Source organism: Alienimonas californiensis, assembly GCF_007743815.1.
Lineage (GTDB): Bacteria > Planctomycetota > Planctomycetia > Planctomycetales > Planctomycetaceae > Alienimonas > Alienimonas californiensis.
This window is the reverse complement of record NZ_CP036265.1, coordinates 2,387,384-2,411,231: the sequence shown is the minus strand read 5'-3', so window position 1 is coordinate 2,411,231 and position 23,848 is coordinate 2,387,384. Positions and strand designations below refer to the sequence as shown.

27 protein-coding genes and 1 tRNA gene are annotated in these 23,848 nt (G+C 72.4%); 5 read left to right on the top strand and 23 right to left on the bottom strand.

The window, feature by feature from the left end; genetic code table 11:
* Nucleotides 1–50: 50 nt before the first annotated feature.
* From CA12_RS09450 to CA12_RS09430, 5 genes are all read right to left on the bottom strand, one after another.
* Nucleotides 51–1,376 (bottom strand): efflux RND transporter periplasmic adaptor subunit, encoded by a 1,326-nt coding sequence (locus CA12_RS09450; RefSeq protein WP_145358711.1) that lies wholly within the window; start codon nucleotides 1,374–1,376, stop codon nucleotides 51–53.
* A gap of 221 nt (nucleotides 1,377–1,597) precedes the next feature.
* Nucleotides 1,598–2,713: a prenyltransferase/squalene oxidase repeat-containing protein gene (locus tag CA12_RS09445; protein WP_242688183.1), complete on the bottom strand. Its 1,116-nt coding sequence runs from the start codon at nucleotides 2,711–2,713 to the stop codon at nucleotides 1,598–1,600.
* 123 nt (nucleotides 2,714–2,836) lie between these two features.
* Entirely contained in the window at nucleotides 2,837–5,188 is a 2,352-nt protein-coding gene (locus CA12_RS09440) for a serine/threonine-protein kinase (protein WP_145358710.1), read from the bottom strand.
* 104 nt (nucleotides 5,189–5,292) lie between these two features.
* Nucleotides 5,293–5,886 (bottom strand): sigma-70 family RNA polymerase sigma factor, encoded by a 594-nt coding sequence (locus tag CA12_RS09435; RefSeq protein ID WP_145358709.1) that lies wholly within the window; start codon nucleotides 5,884–5,886, stop codon nucleotides 5,293–5,295.
* 114 nt (nucleotides 5,887–6,000) lie between these two features.
* Nucleotides 6,001–6,363 (bottom strand): hypothetical protein, encoded by a 363-nt coding sequence (locus CA12_RS09430; protein WP_165700654.1) that lies wholly within the window; start codon nucleotides 6,361–6,363, stop codon nucleotides 6,001–6,003.
* Between the two features lie 72 nt (nucleotides 6,364–6,435).
* On the opposite strand from CA12_RS09430, the gene CA12_RS09425 reads away from it, so the two are divergent.
* The gene (locus tag CA12_RS09425; protein WP_165700653.1) at nucleotides 6,436–7,620 is read left to right on the top strand and encodes an ester cyclase; all 1,185 of its coding nucleotides are present in this window, start codon (nucleotides 6,436–6,438) and stop codon (nucleotides 7,618–7,620) included.
* Nucleotides 7,621–7,668: 48 nt separating this feature from the next.
* Here CA12_RS09425 and CA12_RS09420 read toward each other — a convergent pair.
* Both CA12_RS09420 and CA12_RS22005 read right to left on the bottom strand, forming a co-directional pair.
* Nucleotides 7,669–7,742, bottom strand: a tRNA-Pro gene (locus CA12_RS09420).
* Between the two features lie 283 nt (nucleotides 7,743–8,025).
* Nucleotides 8,026–9,234, bottom strand: coding sequence for a ParB/RepB/Spo0J family partition protein (locus tag CA12_RS22005; RefSeq protein ID WP_165700652.1), 1,209 nt, complete (start codon nucleotides 9,232–9,234; stop codon nucleotides 8,026–8,028).
* Between the two features lie 276 nt (nucleotides 9,235–9,510).
* On the opposite strand from CA12_RS22005, the gene CA12_RS09410 reads away from it, so the two are divergent.
* Nucleotides 9,511–9,840 carry a tetratricopeptide repeat protein gene (locus CA12_RS09410; RefSeq protein WP_242688181.1) on the top strand — a complete coding sequence of 110 codons (330 nt, stop codon included), beginning with the start codon at nucleotides 9,511–9,513 and terminating at the stop codon, nucleotides 9,838–9,840.
* 3 nt (nucleotides 9,841–9,843) lie between these two features.
* Nucleotides 9,844–10,455 carry a hypothetical protein gene (locus CA12_RS09405; protein ID WP_145358706.1) on the top strand — a complete coding sequence of 204 codons (612 nt, stop codon included), beginning with the start codon at nucleotides 9,844–9,846 and terminating at the stop codon, nucleotides 10,453–10,455.
* 193 nt (nucleotides 10,456–10,648) lie between these two features.
* Here CA12_RS09405 and CA12_RS09400 read toward each other — a convergent pair whose 3' ends face one another.
* The 14 genes from CA12_RS09400 to CA12_RS09335 form a co-directional block, all read right to left on the bottom strand.
* On the bottom strand, nucleotides 10,649–11,854 hold the full coding sequence (locus CA12_RS09400; RefSeq protein ID WP_145358705.1) for an enolase C-terminal domain-like protein: 1,206 nt from the start codon (nucleotides 11,852–11,854) through the stop codon (nucleotides 10,649–10,651).
* A 37-nt stretch (nucleotides 11,855–11,891) separates the two neighbouring features.
* The gene (locus CA12_RS09395; RefSeq protein ID WP_145358704.1) at nucleotides 11,892–12,227 is read right to left on the bottom strand and encodes a hypothetical protein; all 336 of its coding nucleotides are present in this window, start codon (nucleotides 12,225–12,227) and stop codon (nucleotides 11,892–11,894) included.
* Entirely contained in the window at nucleotides 12,224–12,622 is a 399-nt protein-coding gene (locus tag CA12_RS22000) for a hypothetical protein (RefSeq protein ID WP_165700651.1), read from the bottom strand. The genes CA12_RS09395 and CA12_RS22000 overlap by 4 nt, the downstream gene beginning before the upstream one ends.
* Nucleotides 12,619–13,116, bottom strand: coding sequence for a hypothetical protein (locus CA12_RS09385; protein ID WP_145358703.1), 498 nt, complete (start codon nucleotides 13,114–13,116; stop codon nucleotides 12,619–12,621). Before CA12_RS09385 ends, CA12_RS22000 begins: the two co-directional genes overlap by 4 nt.
* Nucleotides 13,113–13,505: a hypothetical protein gene (locus tag CA12_RS09380; protein WP_145358702.1), complete on the bottom strand. Its 393-nt coding sequence runs from the start codon at nucleotides 13,503–13,505 to the stop codon at nucleotides 13,113–13,115. Before CA12_RS09380 ends, CA12_RS09385 begins: the two co-directional genes overlap by 4 nt.
* 104 nt (nucleotides 13,506–13,609) lie before the next feature.
* A complete protein-coding gene (locus CA12_RS09375; protein WP_145358701.1) occupies nucleotides 13,610–13,984 on the bottom strand; it encodes a hypothetical protein in 375 nt (124 codons plus the stop codon).
* Nucleotides 13,984–14,355 (bottom strand): hypothetical protein, encoded by a 372-nt coding sequence (locus tag CA12_RS09370; RefSeq protein WP_145358700.1) that lies wholly within the window; start codon nucleotides 14,353–14,355, stop codon nucleotides 13,984–13,986. The genes CA12_RS09375 and CA12_RS09370 overlap by 1 nt, the downstream gene beginning before the upstream one ends.
* The gene (locus tag CA12_RS09365) at nucleotides 14,352–14,780 is read right to left on the bottom strand and encodes a hypothetical protein (protein ID WP_145358699.1); all 429 of its coding nucleotides are present in this window, start codon (nucleotides 14,778–14,780) and stop codon (nucleotides 14,352–14,354) included. Before CA12_RS09365 ends, CA12_RS09370 begins: the two co-directional genes overlap by 4 nt.
* Entirely contained in the window at nucleotides 14,767–15,144 is a 378-nt protein-coding gene (locus CA12_RS09360; protein ID WP_145358698.1) for a hypothetical protein, read from the bottom strand. The genes CA12_RS09365 and CA12_RS09360 overlap by 14 nt, the downstream gene beginning before the upstream one ends.
* Nucleotides 15,141–15,500, bottom strand: coding sequence for a hypothetical protein (locus CA12_RS09355; protein WP_145358697.1), 360 nt, complete (start codon nucleotides 15,498–15,500; stop codon nucleotides 15,141–15,143). The genes CA12_RS09360 and CA12_RS09355 overlap by 4 nt, the downstream gene beginning before the upstream one ends.
* Nucleotides 15,497–15,871, bottom strand: a complete 375-nt coding sequence (locus CA12_RS09350) for a hypothetical protein (protein ID WP_145358696.1) — start codon at nucleotides 15,869–15,871, stop codon at nucleotides 15,497–15,499. Before CA12_RS09350 ends, CA12_RS09355 begins: the two co-directional genes overlap by 4 nt.
* On the bottom strand, nucleotides 15,868–16,422 hold the full coding sequence (locus CA12_RS09345; RefSeq protein ID WP_145358695.1) for a hypothetical protein: 555 nt from the start codon (nucleotides 16,420–16,422) through the stop codon (nucleotides 15,868–15,870). The genes CA12_RS09350 and CA12_RS09345 overlap by 4 nt, the downstream gene beginning before the upstream one ends.
* A gap of 118 nt (nucleotides 16,423–16,540) precedes the next feature.
* Nucleotides 16,541–17,155 carry an ATP-dependent Clp protease proteolytic subunit gene (locus CA12_RS09340; RefSeq protein WP_145358694.1) on the bottom strand — a complete coding sequence of 205 codons (615 nt, stop codon included), beginning with the start codon at nucleotides 17,153–17,155 and terminating at the stop codon, nucleotides 16,541–16,543.
* A gap of 122 nt (nucleotides 17,156–17,277) precedes the next feature.
* Nucleotides 17,278–17,934: a ClpP family protease gene (locus tag CA12_RS09335; protein WP_145358693.1), complete on the bottom strand. Its 657-nt coding sequence runs from the start codon at nucleotides 17,932–17,934 to the stop codon at nucleotides 17,278–17,280.
* 327 nt (nucleotides 17,935–18,261) lie between these two features.
* On the opposite strand from CA12_RS09335, the gene CA12_RS09330 reads away from it, so the two are divergent.
* Together CA12_RS09330 and CA12_RS09325 are read left to right on the top strand one after the other, a co-directional pair.
* Nucleotides 18,262–18,945, top strand: coding sequence for a Uma2 family endonuclease (locus CA12_RS09330; RefSeq protein ID WP_145358692.1), 684 nt, complete (start codon nucleotides 18,262–18,264; stop codon nucleotides 18,943–18,945).
* On the top strand, nucleotides 18,942–19,817 hold the full coding sequence (locus tag CA12_RS09325; RefSeq protein WP_145358691.1) for a hypothetical protein: 876 nt from the start codon (nucleotides 18,942–18,944) through the stop codon (nucleotides 19,815–19,817). The genes CA12_RS09330 and CA12_RS09325 overlap by 4 nt, the downstream gene beginning before the upstream one ends.
* A gap of 52 nt (nucleotides 19,818–19,869) precedes the next feature.
* Here the strand turns inward: CA12_RS09325 and CA12_RS09320 are convergent, their stop codons facing one another.
* Complete coding sequence (locus CA12_RS09320; RefSeq protein WP_242688179.1) at nucleotides 19,870–21,144, bottom strand: DUF1552 domain-containing protein; 1,275 nt, start codon at nucleotides 21,142–21,144, stop codon at nucleotides 19,870–19,872.
* Between the two features lie 106 nt (nucleotides 21,145–21,250).
* Nucleotides 21,251–23,812, bottom strand: a complete 2,562-nt coding sequence (locus tag CA12_RS09315; protein WP_145358689.1) for a DUF1592 domain-containing protein — start codon at nucleotides 23,810–23,812, stop codon at nucleotides 21,251–21,253.
* Nucleotides 23,813–23,848 lie beyond the last annotated feature (36 nt).

Below are 23,848 nucleotides of genomic sequence, written 5' to 3'. Positions count from 1 at the left end.
CCCGCCCCGCCGGCCGTTCTCGCCGGGCGTGGCGGGCAAGCGGATCGAGCTTAGGCGCCGTCGCGGGGGGGGCGGGGCGTCCAGCGGACAGTCGGGTTGCCGGTCCGCGGGGGGATGATGCGTTCGTTGCCGCGAACGATCACCAGGTCCGTCTCGGACAGGTCGCCGATCACCTGAATCGCGTCGCCCTGGGCGACGCCCAGCCGGACGGGCACGGCCCGGGCCTCGCCCTGGCGCTCGCCGCCGGATTCGGAGCCGCTCACGCCGGCCTGGGCGATCGCCCAGACCACCGGCTGCGGGCCGCCGAGCACCAGCGCGTCCTTCGGCACCAGCAGGGCGTCCGTCTCGGCGCCGGTCGGCAGCACGACCCGGGCCAGCATGCCGGACTTCATCATCGGGCCGTCCTCCCCGATCACGTTCTCCACCCTCACCCGGACCGGAAAGGTGCGGGTGCGGGAGTCGCCCTGCGGCACCACGGAGGAGACCGCCCCCACGAAGGTCCGATCCGGCAGCGACGGGACCTCCACCCGGGCGGAAATGCCGGGGCGGATGAAGGGGACGTATTCCTCCAGCACGAACGCTTCGACTTCCACCTCGTCCAGCGCGGCGACCGCGGCGACCGGGTCGCCGCTGTTGACCCACTGGCCCTCCTCGGTGTGCTCCGCGATGACGTAGCCGGCGAACCGGGACTGAATGCGGTACTTCTTGATCTGATCCTGAAGCTTCTCGACGGTCGCCTCCTGCAGCGCGACCCGGGCCCGGGCCTGGGCGATCCGCTCCGGCCGCGGGCCGGCCTGGGCGAGTTCGAGGGCGGCGAGCGCTTCCTGATAGGTCTGCTCCGCCTCGATCTGCGCGGCGGCGGCTTCGTCCACGTCGTCCCGCGTCATCGCGGAGCTGCGGTCGTACAGTAATTCCACCCGCCGGCGGCGGGTCTCCAGGAACTTCCGCGTGGCGTCGGCGGAGGTCGCCCGGGCCTGCGCCTGACGCAGCTCCTCCGGCCGGGTGCCGTTCTCCAACTCGGCCAGCTCCTGCCGGGACAGGTCGAGTTGAGCCTCGGCCGCCTTCAGTTCGAGATCAATCGTGCCGGTCAGCACCTGGGCCAACGTGTCGCCGGCCTCCACGCGGTCGCCCCGCTCGACGGGGAAATCCACGATCCGACCGTCCACGGCGCTGCCGACGGTCGCCAACTTCAGCGGCATCACCGTGCCGACGAACTCTCGGCCCGAGGCGACCTGCGCCTGCCGGACCGGGGCGACGTCCACCAGCGTGGCGGGCGGCGCCGCGGACTGGGCGAAGGCCGAAGGTACGACGCCGACGGTCAGCAGCAGGACGGCCGGGAGCAGCCGGACAGCCGGGAAGGGGGCGGCGATTGGCACGGGTCGGGCGTGGCGGGCGGGCGGGGGCGCTCCGACAGCGACGCGGCGCGTCGGCGTGACAGGGCGGCGGGGCGACGCGCGGCGCCGGGCGGGGGGCGATCTGAACGCCCCGCGTCCGGCACGGTCCATTGAACGATGCACAGAGGCGAACGATCAACTCACGAACATGCGACACAGGCATTGTCCGCCCCAAGCGGCGCCTGTCCAGATCCCGGGCCCATTCACTCGGTCGGTGGCGGGTCGCAGTCGTCCAGCGCCAGCAGGGCGAACGCGGTCGCCAAACTCGGATCGCCCTCCATCCAACGCTCGTTGTCGTTCACCCAGCTGCCGTTCGGCTTCTGCAGGGCGAACAGGCGGGCAGCCAGGTTGCCCCGCCAGTCGTGGGCGGTCCCGGACTCGTCCGTGAGCCGCTCGACCTCGGCCACGTCCAACGCCTTGCCGAACAATTGGTAATAGTAATACAACCCGGCGTCGCCCATCCCGGGGTTCTGCTGCACGGTGTAGTTCTTGCCGATCCAGTCGATCGCGGCCCTCACCCGCAGATCGTCCTTGTTCAGCCCGGCGTAGACCATGCTCTTCAAGCCGGCGTAGGTCATGCTGCCGTAGCTCCGCAGGCCGCCCTGGGGGGTGCGGCCGGCGGGGGAGACCTCCGCGACGGGGTTATAGAAGAAGCCGCCGTCGTTCACCGCGGAGGCGGTCTCGCTCTGGTTGTATTCCGACTCCAGGTTCTGGCAGCGGGAGACGAACGTCAGCGCCTTTTGAATGGCCGGGTCGTCCTCCCCGGCGCCGGCGGCCCGCAACGCCTCGATCAGGTAGGCGGTGTTGGACAGGTCCGGCCGCCCGCCGCCGGGGCCGTAGGCGACGCCGCCGTAGGCCACGTCGCCGGACTCCACGCCGTCGTCCTCGTCGAACTGCATCCCGCGGAGAAAGCCCTCCGCCTTCTTGACGATCGGGGCGTACTTCTCCGCGTCCGCGCCCGACAGCACGACCACGGCGACCGACGTTTCATAGCCGGAGATACGGCTGTTCGGGGTCGAGATGCGGCCGTCCTCCCGGGCGGCGCCGGCGATCTTCGCCAGCCCGGCGGCGACGGCAGGGTCGTCCTTCGGCAGCCCGGCGGACATCAGCGCCTGCGTGGCCAACGCCGTGACGCCGATCGAATCCGGCGAGGACCAGCTGCCGTCGTCGGCCTGCGTGGTCTTGAGGAACGCCGCCCCCTTCTGGCGGGCGGCGGCCAGCGCCGCCGGGTCCGGACCGAGTTTCTGCGACGCCTCCTGGGCGACGGCGAGCGGCGGCGCCGTCAGGGCGAGGGCCATGAGGAAAGACGTGAGCTTCATCGGGGGAGTCTCCAGGGGAACCGACAACGGAACTCAATGCGTCGCGCCGGCCCGGCCGGGGCCAGGGACGCCGCGAGAATCCGGCTTTCCCCCGCATGTCGGGCCCGCCGATTCCGGCGCCGCCTAGTCGAGGCCCTCCGTTTCCAGGCCGTCGAGCGTGCGCAGCCGCAACGCCTCCAGCCGCTCGTCCAGCTCGGAGAGGTCGGCGCCGACCCGGGCGGCGGCGGCCCGGTGGAAGAGGAGGAACTCCGCCCAGTCGAACCAGGACAGGGACGGCATGCCGTCCGCCCGGTCCGCGGCCTCGGCGAGGTAGTCCTCCATCACCCGCTCCGAGGCGGCGAAGGCGGCGCGGGTCTGCTCGCTGCGGCCGCGGGCGCTGTGGGCCAGCGCCAGCAGCGGGGCGACGATGCCGTGCCCCCGCCAGCCGCGGCTCGCCCCGGCCTGCTCCAGACGTTCGATCGCCCGCTCCGGGTTGCCGGCCCGCAGGTGGGCCCAGCCGGCGATGTACAGCTTCACGCCCCGCGGGATGCGGCCGCGGTCGGTGAAGTCGACGGCGGCCTCCGTCGGCGGGGGGGCTTCCACCAGTCGCTCCGCGGCGGCGGCGAGGGCGGCGGCCTCCCGTTGCGACAGCGGCCCCGCCAGCCGGCCGCGGAGTTCCGTCTGTTCGTAGATGCCCCCGCTCGGCCCCTCGCTGGCGGCCATCGCCTCGGCGATCGCCCGGTACTCCGCGTGGCGGCCGGTGAGGACGAACAGCTGCGGCACCCCCAGGAACTCCGCCCCCGTCGCCGGCGCCCCCAGCGTGCGGGCTTGGGCGAAGTCGGCGGCGGCCCGGTCCCACAGCCCCAGCCGGGCGAAGAAGGCGCCGCGTTCCGCCCAGACCGCGAAGTACCGCGGCTGCACGCGGGCGGCCTGATCGTAGGTCCGCAGCGCCGCCGCCCGGTCGCCGGCCTCCGCCAGCGCCCGGGCCTTGCCCAGCAGTTCGGTCGCCTGGCGGAGCCGTTCGGTGAACCCCTCCAGTTCGTCCCGACTCCGGCCGGCCTCCGCCTCGGCGACGCGGGCCTGGGCGAGGGCGGCCCGGGCGACGGTCGCCTGCCAGACGCTCACCCCCGTGCCGACGATCAGCGCCGCCGCCACGACCGCCGCCGTCGTCAACGCGACCGCGTGCCGCCGGGCGAACTTGGAGAACCGGTACCACTTCGACGGCGGCCGGGCCTCGACCGGCAGGCCCTCCACGAACCGGGTCACATCGTCCGCCAGGGCGATCGCCGTGGGGTAGCGGCGGCCGCGGTCCTTCTCCAGCGCCTTCATCACGACCCAGTCCAGGTCGCCGCGAAGCGCGGAGGTCAGCCGGGTCGGTTCCAGCCGGCGGTTCCGGGCGACGGTCGTCGCCTCGTCGGCCCGCAGCGTTCCGAGCCGGCTGCTGGGGGAGGGCGGCTCCTCCTCGAGCAGGATGCGGCGGAACTCGATCAGCCCCGCCTCCCGCAAGGTGTCCCCGGCGAAGGGCGTCGCGCCGGTCAGCAGTTCGTACAGCAGCACGCCCAGCGAGTAGACGTCGCTGCGGGTGTCGATCTCGCCGCTGGTCATCTCCGCCTGCTCCGGGCTCATGTAGGCGGGGGTGCCCATCATCGCCTTGAAACCGGTGTAGATCGTGCGGTCCGTCAGCCGGTCCGTCGGGTCCGGGTTGACCGCCTTCACGATGCCGAAGTCGATCACCTTCGGCAGTGGTCGGCCGTCCTGCTGGGTGACGAGCACGTTGGACGGCTTGAGGTCCCGGTGCACGATCCCCTTCTGGTGGGCGTGCTGAACCGCCTGACAGATGGCGACGAACAGGTCCAGCCGGCCCCGCAGATCGAGCCGGCGGCAGTCGCAGAACTCCGTCAGCGAGACGCCGCGGACCAGTTCCATGGCGAAGTAGGGCAGGCCGTCGTCGGTCACGCCGGCGTCGAACACCCGGGCGATGTTGGGGTGATCCATCATCGCCAGCGCCTGGCGCTCCGCCTCGAAGCGGGCGGCGATCTCGCCGGTCAACATGCCGGGCCGGATCACCTTCAGCGCCACCCGCCGCCGGACCGGCCGCAGCTGGTCGGCGACGAAGACCAACCCGAAGCCGCCCTCGCCGATCTTCTCCCGCAGCCGGTACGGGCCGACCGCCTCGCCGACGCCCCGTTCCCGGGGAATCAGCGCCGCCTCGCCCCGCGGCCGCTCGCCCAGTTCCTCGCGGAGCTGCGCCACGATCGACGCCGGGGGCAGCGCCGGGTCCGCCGCGGGGCGATCCCACAGGCAGTCGTCGCGGTCGTGTTCGCGGAGCAGGCGAAGCACGGCCTCGCGGAGTTCGACCTCCTCGCCGCAGGCGGCCGCGACGAAGGCGGCCCGCTCCTCCGGCGTGTCGAGTTCGACCGCCTCCAGAAAGAGGGAGCGCTCGCGGGCGAACTGCCGCCGGGACGACGGCGGATCGACGGCCGCGGGCGGCTTCACGGGGTCGGCTGTCGGGGGCGGGGCAGGGGAACGAGGCGCCGCCGATGCGGGCGACCCCCATGCGACGCGCCCGACCGGGACGGGTCAAGGGTCGCCCCGCCGGCTCACTGCGGATCGAAGGCGTCAGGGCCGAGTTCGCGGCCGAGCCAGGCCCGGGCGAAGCTCCAGTGCCGCTTCACCGTCCGCGGCGACACGCCCATCGCGACGGCGGTATCCTCGACGCTCAGCCCGGCGAAGTACCGCAGCTTGACCAGTTCGGCCAGATCCGGGTCCTCGGCGGCGAGCTTCTGCAGGGCGGCGTCCATGTCCAGCAGGCGGTCGGCGTCGTCCGGTTCGACGGGCACCTCGCCCAGTTCCCGCCGCTGCCGGTCGCCGCCCCGCTTCAGGCTGCGGCGGCGGCGGGCGCTCTCGATGAGAATCCGCCGCATCGCCTCCGCGGCGGCGGCGAAGAAGTGCCCGCGGCCGTCCCAGCCCGAGCGGCCGGCGTCCGGGGCGTCGCCCGAATCGATCGGGCCGACCAGCCGCAGGTAGGCCTCGTGCACCAGCGCCGTCGGCTGGAGGGTGTGCCCGGCGACCTCGGACCGCATCCGGCTTTCCGCGAGCCGCCGCAGTTCGGCGTAGACCAGCGGCAACAGGTCCGCGGACGCCGCCGCGTCCCCCGACTCGATCCGTTGCAGCACGGCCGTCACGTCCGACACCCGCGTCCTCGTCTCTCGCACCAGAAACCACGTCCCCCGCGACGCCGAGGAGCGAGGAACCGTATCCCCGCCCGGCCGGCCCCGCAACGGCCGCCCCGCCGAGCGGAGCGCCGGTCAGCCCGTCCGCTTCGGCTTCGGCGGGCCGTGGTGCATCCCGTCAGCGGACGCCTGGTCGGCGAGCCACCGCCGCACCGCCTCGGCGGCGATGCGCAGGCATTCGGTCCGCTGGCCGGGACGGAGGCCCCCGCCGCCCGGCTCGTCCTCCAGCATGGTGCTTTCCTTATCGCCGAGGTCGGTGATCAGGTCGGAGAGGTCCGGCTCCCCGCGGCGGCGGACCCCGCCGGATCGGGCGGGTGAAGGCGGCATCGTCAGTTTTTGGAACAGGGAGCGACGGGGGCGGAGGGAGTGGGGGACGACCTGATGCACGGCCGTCGAGAAGGGCGTGGTGCGATGCGCCGCCGAACGGTACGTTTCCATGCGTATCCAGAACCGGAGCGCAACCGGAACGCGGACGGGCGGCGCTCCCCCACCCCGATCCCCGAACGCTCGATGGTCGGACAGCACGGCCGGACCGACAGGGCCAAACAGCACGGCGGGACCGACAGGGCCGGACCCCGGGCCGACGTCACCGCGGGGCGCGTCGACGCGTCCATCCGCGTGGACGGGGCGCGGCTGCGGGCGTTGCGGAAGGCGGTCGGGCTCACGCAGCAGCGATTGGCGGAGAAGGCGGGCTACACGGAGCGGGCGGTCCGCAAGCTGGAATGCGGCGGGCCGGTGCGACGGGAAACGCTGGAGGACGTGCTCACGGCGCTCAGCGACGCCGGCGCCGCCGACGCCAGCCGCGGGGCGGGCGGGTTTCTCCTCGATTTGCCGCCGGACGAGTTGGCGCGGCGGATGCGGGAGTGGTGCCGCCGGGCGTTCGCCGGCCGCGACCTGTCGGTGGTGGACGAACTGATCGCCCCGGACATCGCCGGCCAAGCGGAGGGCGAGGCGTATCGCGGGCGGGAGGCGATCCGCGCCCGCTACGCCGGGCTGCACGCCGCCTTCGACCCGATCGAACTGTCGATCGACCGGCTGACCACGGACGGCCAGACCGTGGCGGTGCAGTGGACCGCGGAGGTGCGACACGTCGGCGAGTTCCACGGCGTACCCGCGCAGGGGCGTCGGGCGACGGTCTCCGGCTACTCCTGGGTCCGCTTTGAGAACGGGCTGATGGCGGAGTTCCGGGACCACTGGGACGTTCCGGCTCTGCTCCGCACGCTGGCGGGGGGGCGTCCGGTGACGCTCGGGGGGGCGCCGCCGGACGCCGCCGGGAGCGCGGACCGGGCGCAACGGGTCCGCGCCTGGTTCGAGCGGGCCTACAACGGCCGCGACCCCGACGCCGTGGACGAGTTCATGGCCGAGGACGTGACCCTCTTCGCCGAGGGGGAGACCCTCACCGGCCGCGACGCGGTCCGGGACCGCGTCGCCGCCGTGCTGGCCGGCTTCGATCCGCTGCGGCTCACCGTCGACCGGATCCTGTGCGACGGGGAAGAGGTCCTCGTTCACTGGTCGGTAATCAAAACGCACACCGGCCGGTTTCTGAACATCGAGCCCACCGGCCGGGTGGTCCGGGTGCGGGGCAGTTCCTGGGGTCGCTTCCGCGACGACGGCCTCATCGCGGAGGCCCGCGATCACTGGGACGTCGCCGACCTGATCCGCCAACTCACCGAAGACCCGCCGCCGAAAGTCTGAAGCCCCCATGCAAAACGCCCCGCCGGGCGAAAGCCCGGCGGGGCGAAGTCGGGACGACAAGATTCGAACTTGCGGCCTCCTGCTCCCAAAGCAGGCACTCTACCAGGCTGAGCTACGTCCCGGGACGCGGGGGGATCGTACCCCCGGACGCCGGACCCGTCGATCGGGTCGTCGGTTCGGGGTCAGCGGGCGTCCATCAGACCGATCGCCTCAGCGTCGAGCAGGCCGAACGTGGTGGGTTGACGGACGGCCGCCACGGCCGTCCCGATCCGGAGCGACCGGGCGACGGGCCGCGGTGGTCAGCAGACGGGGAACAGCACGCGGTCGTCCACAACAAAAAAGCTCCGGGGCGATCGGTGAGATCGCCCCGGAGCCCGTCTGTCAGCAGTGCAACCGCCCGCCGGGTCAGGCCGCCCGCAGGCGCTTGAGCAGGGCTTCGAAGGCGTCGTTGTCGGCGAAGCTCAGGCGGATTTGGCCGCTCTCCTTGCCCTTCAACACGATCTCGACGGGGCAGCCGAGCTGGTCCTTCAGGCCGTCGCGGACGCTTTCGAGGTGCGGCGTGAGGGCCTTGTCGTCCGCTTTCGGCGCGTCGGACTGTTCTGCCGCGTCGGCGTCGAACACCTTCAGGCCGGGCTCGGCGGGGGCGCCGGCGGTGGGGGCGTCCTCCAGCGACGGCATGTCGACGAACAGCTTCTCGCCCTCGGCCGGCGGCTCGTCGGCCGGTTGATCCGCGGCGGGGGCGATCGTGCCGGCGATCGCCTCGGGGCCGGCTTCGTCGTTCCAGTCGGTGTCGTCCACGTGCACCGGGGCGGTCAGGCCGGCGGCCTCGGCTTCGGCGACGGCGGTCTGCTTGTCCCGGTCGAAGGCTTGGTCGCGGCACATCTTCTCAGCGGCCCGCACGCTCAGGCCGCCGTCGATCACCAGCTCCAACGCGGCGACCTGATCGGCGCCGGAGAGCGCCAGCAACGCCCGGGCGTGGCCGGCGGAGATTTTGTCGGACCGCAGGGCCTCGGCGACGACCGGCTCCAGGTCGAGCAGCCGGAGCAGGTTGGAGACCGCCGGCCGGCTGATGGACAGGCTCTTGGCCAGCGCCTCGACCGTGCCGCCGAAGCGGTCCAGGTAGTCGCGGAACGCCTTCGCCTTCTCGAGCGGGTGCAGGTCCTTCCGCTTGATGTTCTCCTCGATCGCCGCCTCGCAGACCTGCTTGTCGTCGAGCTTCAGCACCCGGCAGGGGACGGTCTCCAGCCCGGCGCGCTTGGCGGCCATCAGGCGGCGTTCGCCGGCGATCAACTGGTATTCGCCGTTCACCTCCCGGACGAGCAACGGCTGGAGCACGCCGTGCCGGGTGATGCTCTCGGCGAGTTCCTTCAGCTCCGGCTCGGCGAAGTCCTGCCGGGGCTGGAAGGGGTTGCGTTCGATCAGCTCCACGCTGATGGCGCCGCCGTCGGCGTCCTTCGGCGGGGCTTCGACGGGGGTCGAAGCGGGTTCACGGTGGCTGCCCAACAGGGCGTTCAATCCGCGGCCGAGGCGACGACCGCCCTGCTGGCCCCCGTGGGGGGAGGAGCCCTGCGGGGCGTCGTCGGGGCGATGCAGCCGGGCGGGTTGAGCGGACATAACGGCAGAGATCCCGGAGGCGACGTGTGGAAGAGGCGTCGTTCCGTGCGCCCGATCGGCCGGCGGAGAGCCGGGCGGACCGGGGCGGAGCGAATGCGAAGACGTAGGGGTCGCATCGGTCGCCGGGGTCGCGCCGGTTCAGCCCGGGGGCCGGTCGTTCGGGCGCGGGGGTCTCGCGCGAAACGCCGGCGCCCCGGCCGGAGGCATGGCTCCGGCTTGGGCGGGGGTCTAGGATGCCGAACGTTCTTCGTTTCCCCGACTCCCGCTTTGCGCCCGATGGCCGACGCCGCCGCCAATCCGAACCTGCTTCTCCGCGAGGCGAACAAGCAGAAGGCCGCGGGCGATCTGGAGGGCGCCGTCGGCACGCTCGAACGGTTGGTCGAGCAGGTCCCGACGCACGTCGCCGCCCACGTCGCCCTCTCCACCTACCTCGAACGGCTGGGCCGCAAGGAGGAAGCGCTGGAGCACGCCAAGAAGGTGCCGGAACTCGAACCGAACGACGCCTTCAGCTACACGCACCTGTCGGTGATCTGTCAGCGGTGCGGGCTGATCCCGGAGGCCGAGGACGCGATGGCGAAGGCCCGCATGATCCAGATGCGCGGCTGAGCCGTGCCGGCGTTCCCGAGCGCTCCCGACCCGGGGCCGGCCCCGCCGACCGAGCCTCCGGACCGTCAGGGCCCCGGACCGCACGGCGGCCCGCACGGCGATCGCGAACCGCCCCCGCAGTGGGCGCTGCGGACGCTCGACCGGCTCGGCTGGCGCTGGTGGATGGTCACCGCGGCGCTGTTGCCGCTGGTCGCCGGCGGAACCGCCTTCGGGCTGAGCGTCGCCGGGATGGCGAACCTCGTCCGGTCCGGCCTGCCGCCGGCGGAGTTGCTCACGGCGGAGATCCCCCGAGCGATCACGCTCTGCCTCTGGCCCGGGATCGCGGCGTGCGGGTTGGTCGTGTACACGGCCCCCGCCTGGAGCGCCCGACCGTTCGCGGTCCTGTGCGCCGCAGCCGCCGCCGCCCTGACCCTGCGGGCCGGCGCCATCGATCTCACCATGACCCTGGAGGGCAGGGGCAAGGGGGCGGCGGGGTTCTACGACGTCTGGCCGCTGCCGGCGGCCCTCGGTCTGCTGGCCTTCATCCTCTGGCAGGAACACCGCCACGGCCGCCACACCGTGCGGGAAGAGGAAGCGAACGGCCCGACCCTCCGCGTCTGGACGCCGGACGAGTAGGCCCCCGTATCTCCCCTCTCCCTCGAGGGAGAGGGGCCGGGGGTGAGGGTGACGCACGGTTAAATCGTCTCCGCTCTCCGCGATGACGAACCCGACGACGGGAGAGCGGGCGGAGGTTGAGGGGCGATCGTGAGTCACCGCCCCCTCACCCCCGGCCCCTCTCCCCCAAAGGGGGGAGAGGGGAGGACGAACTTCAGCCCGCAACTGCCGCCTTCACCGCGGCGTCGTCCCAAGGCAGGCCCCAGCCGGGGGCGTCGGGGACGGGGACGGTGCCGTCCGTCACCTCGGGGCTGCGGACGTATTCCTGATACCGACCGAGGTTCGGGATCGTGGCCCGCACCATCGTGTCCGGGTACGCCGCCAGGCCGGCCCGCGGGGCGTGCGGGGTGAGGGGCAGCTTGGCGGAGTCGGCGATGCGGGCGACGGTCAGCAGCCGGATCGCCCCGCCGACGTAGTACAGGTCCGGCTGCATCGGCCGGAACAGCTCCGTCTCCGCGAACTGCCGCCAGCGGGTCATCATCGAATCCTGCTCCCCGCCGGCGAGGTCCAGTTTGATCCCCTTGGCCTCGAGCTGCTCATGGACGCGCAAGGTCGCCTCCACGTCCCGCCAGTCGCAGGGCTCCTCCAGGAAGCCGACGCGGTACCCGGCGAACCGCGTCGCGGCGCGCACCGCCTCGTCGGCGGTGTAGCTGCCGTTGGCGTCGAGCAGGATTTCCACGTCGTCCCCCCAGGTCTGCCGGGCGAGGGCGACCATCGCCACGTCGCGGGCGTTCTGCTCCGGCGTGGTGCGCATCCGGCCGCCGACCTTCAGCTTGACCGCCGTCGCCCCGGTTGCGGCGAGGTCCGCGGAGGCCTGCTCGACGGCCTGCTGCGGGGTCGTGTCCCGGTCGAACCGGGAGATGTACACGTTCAGCCGACGCCGCCGGCGCCGGTCGAGCAGGTCCGTACACCGCACCCCGGCCCGCCGGCCGAGCAGGTCCCAGACGGCCAACTCGCAGTGGGCGACGGCGTTCCAGAAGGGCATGCCGACGTATTTGTAATGCCGCTCCGAGACGTCGACGTGATCGATCCGCTCCGGCAGATCGCGGGCGTCGGTCCCGACGAAGTACGGCGCCGCGAGCCGGTCGAACAGCGAGCGGACGTCCGCCAGCTTGTCGTGCGCCGGCACGACGCCCACGCCGCCCTCGGCGTCCGTCACGCGGACCGCCGGCGTGCCGTCGAGCGCGACCACGTCGAACCGCGTCAGTTCGATCGGCTCGGCGAACCGCATCCGCAGGTCCGGCACGATCCCGCCGTGATTGGGATGGGCCGTCGCCCGCCCCGGCCACGCCGCGGCGGCCAGTCCCGCGGCCCCCGCGGCGAGGGCGGTGCGGCGGGTGAGACGAAAGGGCGACGACATGAACGACGGGCGGGGTGAGCGGAAGGGGCGAACCAGCTTAGCGTTCGCCCCACCCTTCCGTCTGACGCCAGACGCTCCGCAGCCCCCAGAGAGCGAACAGCAGCGCGAACAGCTGCGAGACGGCCAACAGCAGAACCAGAGCCTGCTCGAGTCCCACCCGCTCCATGGTGTGGTTGGAAGAGCCGGCGAGGAACATCAGCGCCACCCCGCAGGCCGGACCGATCGCCCCGCAGAGCCCGGCCGCAGTCAGCCAGCGGCGGCCGTCGATCGGCTCGCCCCGCCGGCGGACGCAGCCGCACAGCAGCAGGGTCCACGCCATCCCCAGCCCCACGACGGCGACGGCCATCAGAACGATCACGGCGTCGTTGCTCATTCTCCCGCCCCTCCCTCAGACGGTTCGACGAGCCGCCGGGAGGCCGCGACCAGCGCCGCCCGCGCCGCCAGGGCGACCAGCGCCAGCCCCGCCGGGAACAGGACGATGGCGTACGGGAGCGCCGCGTCGACCGCTTCCTGAATCGCCTCGAGCCACTCCGGTGTAGGCCTCGGTGCAGGCCTCCTCAGGAACAACTCCTGCCAGGCGATGACCGTCGCCACGCCGAGCAGGCACAGCGAGAACGGCGCCAGCAGCCCCGCGGCGGCGACCGCCAGCCGCCCGCCCGCCGTGCCCCGCCGCCACAGCCCGGCGCCGACGACCGCCAGCCAGCCGGGGATCGTGGCGAACCCCACCGCGAGCAGCGCCACCCCAACGACGATCGGGAGATCGTTCACCCGTCGCCCCCCCGACCGGTCGGCGGCGGAGCGAACGGGGCGTCCAGCGCATCGAGCCCGTCGCCGCCCCCCGGCGGGGGCGGGGCGGCGACCGCGGGGTCAGGGCCGTGACCGTCCGGGTCCTGCTCCGCGACCCGCCACGCCGCGACGAGCCCCCACAGCGCCAGTCCGGGGCAGACCACGATCCCCACCGGGATCGCCAGCAGGAACAGGAGGAAGGCCTCCGGCAGTTCGACCCGCCCGCCGGCCGCGGCGGCAATTCCCAACAGTCCGCCGCACGCTGTCACGGCGCCCATCGCCGCGCCGAATGCGGCGCCGAGCATCACCCGCCCCGTGCCGGCCGTCGCGTCGGGGCGGAGCGCCCGGGCCGGACCGCCGTCGCCAAAGTTCCGCCGAGCCGCCGCCCGGACGAACGCGAACGTCCACAGCCCCGCGATCGCGCCCCCCGCCAGAATAGTCGCCAGATACATCAGGAAGATCCAATCCTCAGTCACGGCGCCGCCCCGACTGCGGGCGCTTCGGCCGGGTTCCCGTCGGCGGGGTGAGCGGCCCGGCTCGCCACGGCGAGGTCGACAGCGGACCACGCCAGCCAAAGAGCCCGGACCAGCATGACGTGGGCGGCGACCCAGGTCGCCAGCAGCGTCACGATGATGGCGGTGACGAGGATCACGCCGCCCCCGCTCAGCGAGCCCCCGAGGAACGTGCCGGCGAGCGCCCAGAGGACGATCCCCACCGCCGCGACCACGTGCAGCGCGGCGGAGGCCAGCGCCCAGCCGCCGCCCGGGGTGCCCCAGCGGCGGCGACGCAGGCCCAGCGCCCCGGTCAGCAGGACCACGGCGAGCCAGTTCAGGACCCACATCCCGCCGAGCACGACGAAAAGCAATCCCCCGGCCATCATCGCTCCGCCCTCTGAGCGGCGGCGTCCGGCGGCGGGGCGGCGGCGTTCATGCGGCGGCCGACGAAGGAGCGGGGCGGGACGACGTGAGCCTAGCGGGCGGCACCCCCGCCGTCCTCCAAACCCGACGCCACGGCCGGCGGCGCCACGGCCGGCGGTTCCCGTCGCTCCGCGGCCCGCCACGCCGCCAGCGTGCCGCTAAACGTCAGCCCCGCGGCGAGTTGGTGCGTGACCACGACGGTTCCCGCCAACACCAGTGCCGCACTGTCCCGCAGGAACGGGGCGAGGAGCGGCAGCGAGGCAAAGGACAGGCCGAGCGCTCCCCCCACGATCCGCCGCCGCGTACCGGGGGGACGCTCCCCCGACCGTTCCCCCTGTAGGTAGGCGACGACCAGTCCGGCCGTCCAGATCCCCATCAGTGCCACCGCCGCCGACACCGACAGCGGACTGAGCCAGCGGTCGCTCATCACCCCGGCCCCTTCCCGCGACCTGGGGGCTCGGGCGCGGCGGCGGCCGTCGCCGCGGCCCCCGCGGACACCGTCAATCCGAGCGACACGATCCAGAGCGCCGGCAACGCGATCGACGCCACTTTGAATCGCAGGGCGAAGGTCGGGTGCAGCCAGATCGGGGCGTCGTCCGCCCAGACGGCCCGCACCAGGCACAGCCCGGCGAGGAACGCGGGCAGGGCAGACCCGCACAGGGCCGCCGCGATCGCCCGCTTTCCGCCCGGCAAACCGGCGTCCCGGCGATGCCAGCCGGCGAAGCCGGGGGCCGCCGTGGCTGCGAGCCACAGCAAACACCACCCGCCGATCACCGCGGCCAGGACCCGTTCGTTCACGAGGGCGTCTCCCTCGGAGGGAAAGGAGCGTCCAGCGGGTTCGGCTCGTCGTCCGTGGCCGACGCCGCGGGAGCTCCGGTCGGGCCGGTCGATTCCCACCCCCGCCAGGCGAAGACGAGCGCCAGCAGGCAGAGCCCTTGAGCCGCGGCGGCGAGCAGGGCGGCCCCGCGTTCCGCGGCGTCCTGCTGGCGGGCGGCGTGCCCCCACCCATTAGTGACCCACGGCGACCAAAAGGAGGCGGCCCCGATCGTCAGCGCCGCCGCGGCGAGACCGCACGCCCCCGCCGCGATCAGCGTGCTCCACCCCGGCGGGCGGAACAACGCGCCTCCGCGACGGCGCGCCGCCGCGACCAGCGGGGTGACCCAAACCGCGGCCAGCCCAATGCCGACGGCGAACCGCAACGTGACCGCGTCAGCCGGCTGCATCGGTTCCCCCTTGGGCAGGAATTCTCGGCGGGCGCTCGCGGTCCAGCATCCGCCACATCGTCGCGACCGCCGCGATCACCGACAGCTGCGACGCCGCCCACAGGACGGGCGAGGCGAAGTAGGCGGCGGCGGTCATCGCCTCACTCAGCGCCGGCTCGCCCCGGCCTGCCAAAAAGTACGCCAGCCCGGTCGCCCACGGCGCCAGCCCCGTGCCGAGCCCCAGCACGCCGGCCAGCAGCGCCCACCGGCCGCCGGGCGCCCCCCGCCGCCACCCGCGGATGCCGAACACGACCGTCGCCGTGGTGATGACGAACCACCACGTCCAGATGCCGACTGTTGTCAGTTCGCCCTCCCAAAGACTCATTCGACCGTCCCGCCGGGCTCGGGACGTTCGGTCGGGTCCTCGGTGACGAACACCGCGGCGGTGATCAGCAGCGCCGCGGTCACGACGAACGCCTGTCGCGCCGCCCCGGCCAGCAGGTAGGCGACCTGCGCGTCCAAGATCGCCGAATCAATCCACTCGTGCAGGGGGAAGAGCGTGTAGATGACGAGTTCCACACCGGCGTTGCCCAGCAGCAGGACGACGCCGAGGGCGAACATCCGGGCCGCTGTCGGCTTGGTGCGCCGATTCCGCCAGGCGAGGACGAGCCCGCCGACGCCCACCGCCGCCAGCGGCAGGCCGAGCAGCGCCCCAAGCCAGTTGAGGACGTCGCCGCTCATGATCCGTCCTCGCTGCGAAGCGGGGGATGAGCCGGCGCCGGCCGCCCGCACCGCCACACCGCCGCCAGCCCGCAGGCCGCGGCGAGGGCCAGCAGCCGGGGCGGCGCGACCCAGTCGCCATGCCGCAGGTGGAAGGACCAGTGCGTAATCCTCCAGTCAGGGTCCTGCCAGAAGAGGAGTTCACGGACGAAGTCGGCGGAGGACTCGACCGTTACCAGACCGGCCGCGACGCCCAGCAACGCCGCGGCGAGCCGGTCCGTCGCCCACAACCGCAGGGCGGCCCACAGCAACGCCGCCAGGCCCGCCGCGACCGGGAGATTCACGAACGCGAACTGGATCAGCAGTTCCGTGGGAAAGGGGTCGGACCTCATGGCGCCCCCTCCGGCGCCGGGGCGGGCGCCTCGCGGCCGCGGGCGGTCCGCAGGGCGGCGAGCGCCACGAGTGCGCACACGCCGCCGATCGCCACCCGGCCGGGCACGTCCTCGATGACAGTCGCCCAGACCTCGCCCATCGTTCCGGTCAGGTTCCGCTGAACCGCCCAGCGGGTTTCCCGGCGGGTCCGCAGAACCTCCGCGGTGACGGAGAACAGCGGGGCGGAGAACAGCAGCGCCGCCGCCGCGGCGAGCAGCCGGCGGGCGCCAGGCGGCAGTTCTTTCTTCCGCCATCGTCCCCGGGCGGCGGACCAGCCGTACGCCAGGCCGACCGCCACCACCGGCCACCAGATCAGCTCGTCCCGTTCGAGCAGGTAGCCAAACCCCTGCGTCCACAGGACGAGCAGGCAGGCCGCCCCGCCGGCGCCCCACACGACCCAGGGCCGCCGCCGCGGCGCCCCCGGGCGGCCGAAGGTCCACCACGCCGCGCCCACGACCAGCGCCGCGGCCGGAACGGCAAGCCACAGCGGGAGCGGTTCCGGCAGGCTCATGCGGGCGGCGGCCTCGGCGGGATCGTGGCGGCGTCCAAACAGAACGCGACCCGGACGCCGCGGCGCCCGGGTCGCGTGAGTCTAACGGCGGGACCGGCTCGCGGTCAGGCGTCGCCGGTCAGTCGCCGGTGGGGGCCACGCCGGCGCCGGAGAGGTCTTCCACGACCTTGTCGATCAGCCCGTACTCCGCGGCTTCGGCGGCGGAGAGGAACTTGTCGCGGTCGGTGTCCCGCTCCAGCTCTTCCAGATCGCGGCCGGTGTGCTTCTGGAGGATCTCGTTCATCCGGCGCTTCGTGCGGATGACCTCCTTGGCGTGGATGTCCAGGTCCGTCGCCGTCCCCTGGAACCCGGCGAGCGGCTGGTGGATCATGATCCGGCTGTTCGGCAGGGCGAACCGTTTGCCCGCTGCGCCGGCGGTGAGGAGCAGGGCGCCCATGCTGGCGGCTTGGCCGAGGCAGTAGGTCGCCACGTCGCAGGAGATGAACTGCATCGTGTCGTAGATGGCCATCCCCGCCGTCACCGACCCGCCGGGCGAGTTGATGTAGAAGTGGATGTCCGCCTTCGGATCCTCAAACTGCAGGTAGAGGAACTGGGCGACGAGGCTGTTGGCGACCTGGTCGTTGACCTGGGTGCCCATGATGACGATCCGGTCCCGGAGCAGCCGGGAGTAGATGTCCATCGCCCGCTCGTCGCGGCCCTGCTTGTCGATGACGTAGGGAACGAGGGTGGTCATGGTCGGCTTCCTGAAGTGAGCCCGAAGCGCAAGCGAGGCCGGGCGGCGTGTGAACGAATGGCGGCGTGGAACATCAGCGAACGTCGAACCCCTCGCTTGCGCTTCGGGCTCACGGCGGGGGGTCAGCCGGGGCTGGTCTCGGCATCGTGCTGCTTTTGCAGGACCTCGTCGATCAGGCCGTATTCGACGGCGGCCTTGGCGGTGAGGTAGCGGTCGCGTTCGGTGTCCCGGGCGATCGTCTCGATGTCCTGGCCGGTGTGGTTGGCGAGGATCTGGTTCAGCGTGTGGCGGGTGGCGATGATGTCCTCCGCCTGGATCTCGATGTCGCTCACCTGCCCGCCGACTTCGCCGTGCGGCTGGTGGATCATCATCTTGGCGTGCGGCAGGGCGTAGCGTTTGCCCTTGGTGCCGCCGGCCAGCACGATCGCCCCGCCGCTGGCCGCCAGGCCGACGCAGTAGGTGCACACGTCGCAGTCGACGAACCGCATCGTGTCGTAGATCGCCATCGTGGCGGTCACGCTGCCGCCGGGGCTGTTGACGTACAGGTGGATGTCCTGCTTGCGGTTCTCGCTCTGGAGATACAGCAGCTTCATCACGGCGAGGTTCGCCGACTCGTCCATGATCGGGCCGGCGAGGAAGATGATCCGGTTCTCGAGGAGCAGGTCCCCGATGGTCATCTGCCGCTGCTGGGCCGGCCCGCCGCGGTTCAACTGCGGGCTCCGGACCGGGTCGAACCCGCCGAGCCCGTTTCCGGAAAGGTTCGAAAGGGGGTCGCGCATGGACTGTGTCGTTCTGTGAGGGGCGCCGCGGCGGACGGTCGGGCGGGAACTGTAGGACCGCGGCGCCGGGTTCTCAACGCGCCGCACGATCCGCACGACCGGCAATCCGCCCCGACGCCCCCCGGCGCGCGGGGGGAACACGGGAAACGCCGGCGACCCGCGGGGGACGGGCCGACGCGGCACTCTGGGGAAGGCGCGGGCTCTGGGTGCTGCGCGCGCCGCGGTTAGACGTGGAACGCGGACGGGTTGGTCCGGGTTCCGCCATCCACCTGACGCCCCGTTCTCTTCCGTTCCCTCCGGCCCCCCTCGCCGCGGTAGACTGGCGGGATGTCCGCTCCCGCCGTTCCCGTCGTCCCGCCGCCCGAGAGGGACGCCCCCGCGCGTCGCCGCCCCTACCGGCCGGGGCTCACCGTCGCGGACCTGAGCGAACGGTTCGGCCCGATCCCGGCGTCGCGCATCCTGGGAGACCCTCCCCCGGGCGAAGCGACCGTGGCGGACTGGGAAGCGGCGAACCGGCGCGGCCGAGGCCTGTACGAGCTGATTGACGGCACCTTAATCGAGAAGGCCGTGAGCGACCTGTCCTCCTCCATCGGCCTCACGATCGGGGCGTTGCTGTGGAACTTCGTGACCCCGCGACGCCTGGGTCACCTGCACGGGGCCGACGGCTTCTTCAATCTGCCGGACGGCCTGCGGGCGCCGGACGTCTCTTTCACCCCCGCGGCGGACCGGCCGGACGGATTGCAGGCGCGGGGCTTCAGCGACGTGCCGCCGGCGTTGGTGGTTGAGGTGCTGTCCCCGGGCAATACGGCGCAGGAGATGCGGCGGAAGCGGGCGGTCTACTTCGCCGCCGGCGTGGTCCGGGTGTGGGAGGTGGACCCGGAAACGCGCACCGCGACCGTCTGGCGGGGACCGGACGATTCGGCGACGTTCCGCCACGGCGACGCCCTGCCCGGGGAGCCGGTGTTGCCGGGCCTTCAGTTGAAGCTCTCCGACCTCTTCCCGGCGGGGTGAGCCCTTCGTTCCAGCCGACCGAGCGGCCCTCCGTCGCCCGTCGGGCCGTCAATGCGACGCTCCTCGTCGGCGGGGTCGTGCTCGCCTGCTGGTTGTGGTGGGACTGGTGGGTTTTGGAGTGTCATCGCACCGAGCCGTGGCGGGCGGTTCTCGGCTGGTGGGGCGACGCGGTGGCGCTGCTGTGGTGTCTGTTCGCCCTGCTGAGCGGGCGGGCGAACCTCTCGCTGAGCAACATCGGTCCGCCGACCACGCCCTTTGACTGGCGGAGGCTGGCGGACCGGCGGCGGGCGGCTCGGTGGGCGTGGGTCGGCATGCTGCTGAGCGTGACCGCGGACCTCGGCGTGACCGTCAGTCAGGCCTGGGCGGATCGGCGGGGCGAGGCCCAAAGTGTCGCCGTGGCGGGCGAAGTCCTCTCCGCGGAGATCGGCCCGCCGGACAAACACGGCGTCCGGCAGGTCCGGCTGCGGGTGCGGTTCCCCACGCCGGACGGGCCGCAGGCGGGGGCGATCGGCATCCGGTTCGACGCCGGGCCGAACCCGGACCTCTCGCCGGCGCTCACCGGCTGGCTGCGGCGGGCGGTCCACGGGGGCCGCGTTCCGCCCAATCCGCCGACGGTCGCGGTGCGCTACGACCCGGGTTGGCCCGGCCGCTTCTGGGTCGACGACACGACGTGGGACGATTGGACCTTCGCCCGGTTCTTCCTGATGATCCTGCCCGTCGTGCAGGCCCTCTGGCTGCTGATGGACGCCCCGGGCATCTTCCGCGGCGTGCCGGACGACACCGACCTCTCCGCGATGGGACCGTGGGCGGTGGCGATCGTCACCCTGCCGATGCTGATCTTCTGCGGCGTGCTGCAACGGATGGGGTGGTGAGCGGGCGACGCGAGCCCCTCAGCCGGACGCATGCGTCCGGCTTGGGCGCCGGTCACCCGAGTTCCAGCCCGGTCAACGTGCTCGTGCCGGTGGCGAAGCGGTCGGTCTCCACGCCGAGGGCCTGCAACATGGTCACGTACAAGTTGCACAGCGGCGGGTGGTCTTCCTTGTCGAAGGCCAGGTGCCCGGCGTGCTTCACCCCGAGGGCCGAGCCGCCGGCGAGGAGCATCGGCATATTGCGGGTGTCGTGCATCGAGGCGTCGCCGAGGTTCGAGCCGAACAGCACCAGTGTGGAGTCCAGCAGTCGCCCGCCGACCCCGCCGCCGAGTTCCGGGGTGTCGGCGAGGGAGTCCAGGAAGCCGGCCAGCAGCCGCATCTCCTCCAATTCGATATGGCGGAGCTGGGCGATCTTCTCCGGGTCCTTGCCGTGGTGGGAGAGGTTGTGCCAGTCGACGTCGATGCCGTCGAGCGGCGGGACGAGGTTGTTGCCGGAGAGCATCAGCGTGATCACCCGCGTGCTGTCCGTTTGCAGGGCCAGCCGCATCATGTCGTACATCAACGTCTGCTTGGCGACGAAGTCCGCCCGGTCCTTCACGTCCTCCGGCTGTTTATAATCCACCCGCGGCTTCGGCTTGGTGACCCAGGCCTCGGAGGCCTGCATCCGCTGTTCGAGTTCCCGGACGCTGGTGAAGTACTGATCCAGCGTCCGGCGGTCGCCGGCCGGGCTGCGGTCGTGCAGCCGTTTGGCGCGAGCGGCGACGACGTCCAACACGCTGCGACCGTTGGTGATGGCCGCGGTGCGAGCCTGTTTCTGCTCCTCGGAGCCGTCGAGGAACAGCGCCTCGAACAGTTTGCTCGGGCTGTTCTGAGCAGGGATCTGCACGCCGGCCCGCGTCCAACTGAGGCTCGGCCCGGCGATGCCGAGGGTCAGGTGCGGGAAGCGGGTGTCCGGGTTCAGGTAGTCCAGCGCGTACTGGTCCAGGCTGATGCTGTTCCGGAAATTGCTGGAGGCCGGGTCCGGGGCGGCCGTCAGGAAGCTGGCCTCGCTGCTGTGCCCGCCGTCGACCTCCGGGTGCGACAGCCCGCTGAACACGGTGAAGTCGTCCCGGTGCCGGGCCAACGGCTCCAGGTACGGCGACATCTTGTAGCCGCGGCCGGTTCCCTCCGGGGTGAACAGCGGCTGGTGCAGGCCCAGCGTGGCGCACAGGCAGACCATCCGCCCCGGCCCGCGGCCGTCCGACGCCCGCAGCGCCCCCGGGGCGAAGCGTTCGAGCAACGGCAACGCCATCGCCACGCCGGCGCCGCGGAGCAGCGTACGTCGGGACAACGTACGTCGGGACAGCGGGCGGCGGGCGACGGGGGCGAACATGGAGTGACGCAGGGGTGTATAGAAGAGGTGAAGACAACGGCGGGGCCGGGTCGGCGGCGTTCGGTCAGCGACGTTTAAAAGCGTCGCTGCACACCGTCGCCAGCAGCAGGGTGCGGAGGCCGTAGTCGTCCGGGGCGGCCTCGTCGAGGATCGTGTCGACGGCCCGGCGATCGGCGAAGCCGCAGCCCTCGCCGGTGCCGTAGATCAACCATTTCTCCGCAAGGCTGCGGGCGAGCTGTCGGTCGTCCTCGGCCAGCAGCGCCTTGAACTCCTTCAGGTTCAAGAACGACCGGCCGTCCGGCAGGGTGTCCGCAGGGTTCACCTCGAGGGCAACGAAGATGCGAATCTTGCGGTTGCCCACCTGCGATTCAATCCGCTCCCCCGGCCCCCGCGGCAGGCGGTAGCGTTCGCGGTAGGTGCCGACCACGTCCATCTGCTCCATCGCGAAGCCGGCCGGGTCCATCTTCTTGTGGCAGGTCGCACAGGCGGGGTCGGCCCGGTGGGCGGCGAGGATCTCGCGGATCGTCTCCGCCCCGCGGATGTCCGGCTCCACGGCGGGGATGTTCGGCGGCGGGGGCGGAATCGGCAGGCCGAGGATCGCGTCCATCACGAACTGCCCCCGTAGCACCGGGCTGGTGTGCGTGCCGTTCGCCGTGACCTTGGCGATCGCCGCCTGCGTGAGGAAGCCCCCCCGCACGCTGTCCGCCGGCAGCGAGACTTTCTGGAACCCGACCGGATCGAGCCCCAGCTCCGCCGGATCGAAGCCGTAGTGCGTCGCCAGCCGGGCGTTGAGGATCGCCCAGTCGGCGTCGGCGATCTCCCGGGCCGGGCGGTTCTCGTCCAGCATGTATTCGAAGGTGCGGCGGGTCTCCTCGACCATCGCGGGGTGCAGCGCCTCGTCGTACTCCGGCGCCAGGCCGGGGTCCGGCACGCTGGCGTCGATCCAGGCCAGATCGAGCCACTGATCGAGGAAGTCCCGGTTGAAGCGCTCGTGCTTCGGGTCGGCCAGCAGCCGCTCCGCCTCGGCCCGGTAGACGGCCGGATCGCTGAGGGAGCCGTCGTCCGCCTTCGCCCGCAACGCGGCGTCGGGGATCGAACCCCACAGCATGAAGCTGAGCCGGCTGGCGAGCGCGTGCGGCTCCAGCGGTTGCGGGGCCGGGGTTTCGCCTTCGGGGGTGGGGACGAAGTCCGTGTCGCGGCCGGATTCGCCGCCGATCGTCAGGAACGCCGGGTCGCACAGGATCGCAGTCACCCCCAGCTTCATCACCTCGCCGAAGGTCACCCCGGCGTCGATCCGTTCGTCCAGCAGACCGAATAATTCGTCCAGCTCCCCGTCGCGGAGCGGCCGGCGGAAGGCCTCGGTCGCCAGTCGGTTCAGCAGGCGGCGGACGTCCTCGTGCGGCGTGTCGGAGTGAACGGCGTAGGTCTTTTTAATCCAGTGCTTGCCCTCGGACTCCGCCCGGTTCGTCCAGACGACCGGGTTGTCGCCGAAGACGGCGCGGTAGGCCGGTGAGGGCGTCTCCTCCATCAATGGGCCTGTGATCTCGACCCACCGGATCGCGACTGCGTTCTCCGTGGAGTGCGGCGGGGTCTCCTGCCGGATCTTGTAGCCGATGTCGTAGGGGACGAACTTCAGCGTCTCCCCCTCGGCGAAGCTCGTTTCGAACTCGACCGGCGCCGGCTCCCAGTCCGCCGGCGGATCGAGCGGTTTGGGGAGGGCGGCGAAGTGATCGACCAGCGTCTTCGTCCGGTCCGCCGGATTGAACTCGCCTTTGAAGGTTCGGTAGACCACCGGCTCCGCCCGGGCCGGGTCGTGGTTGAAGGCGTAGGCGCTGATCTTCACCCGGTAGCGGCCGGGGTATTCGCATTTGAAGCTGTGCAGCTCCGTGGGGCTGTAGTTGGGCTCGAACGCGGCGAGGGCGTCCGGCAGGACGAGCAGCACCGGATTGCCCGGCTTGCGGATGTTCTCGTACTTCTTGTGCGTGAGGTAGCTGTGCCGTTCGGTGACGGTCTCCGGCTGCGGGCGGATGATCCCGGCGGCGTCCACGGCGACGCCGGCCGCCTCCAGGTAGCCGTCTACCAGCACAGAGCTGGTGCCCAGCGCGTCGACGGTGCGGTCGAACCCGTGGGCGACGCCGTCGCCCGGCAGGATGCCGGCCAGCGGGACGTCGATGTGCAATAGGTCGTGAACCGCGTGCTGGTACTCGCCGCGGGTCATCCGCCGCAGGCGGGTGCGGCCCTCTTCGCACTGCCGCAGGCGGTCGGCCTCGTGCAGCATCGCCTCCAACGCGGCGACGGAGTGGCCCCGGAGCGTCTCGCTGGGGGCGGCGGGGGCTTCCTGCGGAGGCATCTCGCCGCTCTTCATCCGGTCGTGCACCTTGACCAGCGCCGCGAGCGTCTCGTCGTCCAGCCGGCCCCCCTGGGCGGACAACTCCAACGCGGCGGCGTCGAGGCGGAATTCGTTCTCGGCGTACAGCTCCCCATGGCAGTCCACGCAGAACTTATCGAGCAGCGGCCGCAGCGCCGCCGGGTCCGACCCGCCTTCCGCGGCGGCCCCGGAGCGCGCCGTCCCCCCGAGCACGGCGCAGCAGGTCAGAGCGACGGCGAACGAGCGGCGACGAATCACGGGCGAACGAGGGGGGAGACGCACGAACGGACCCCT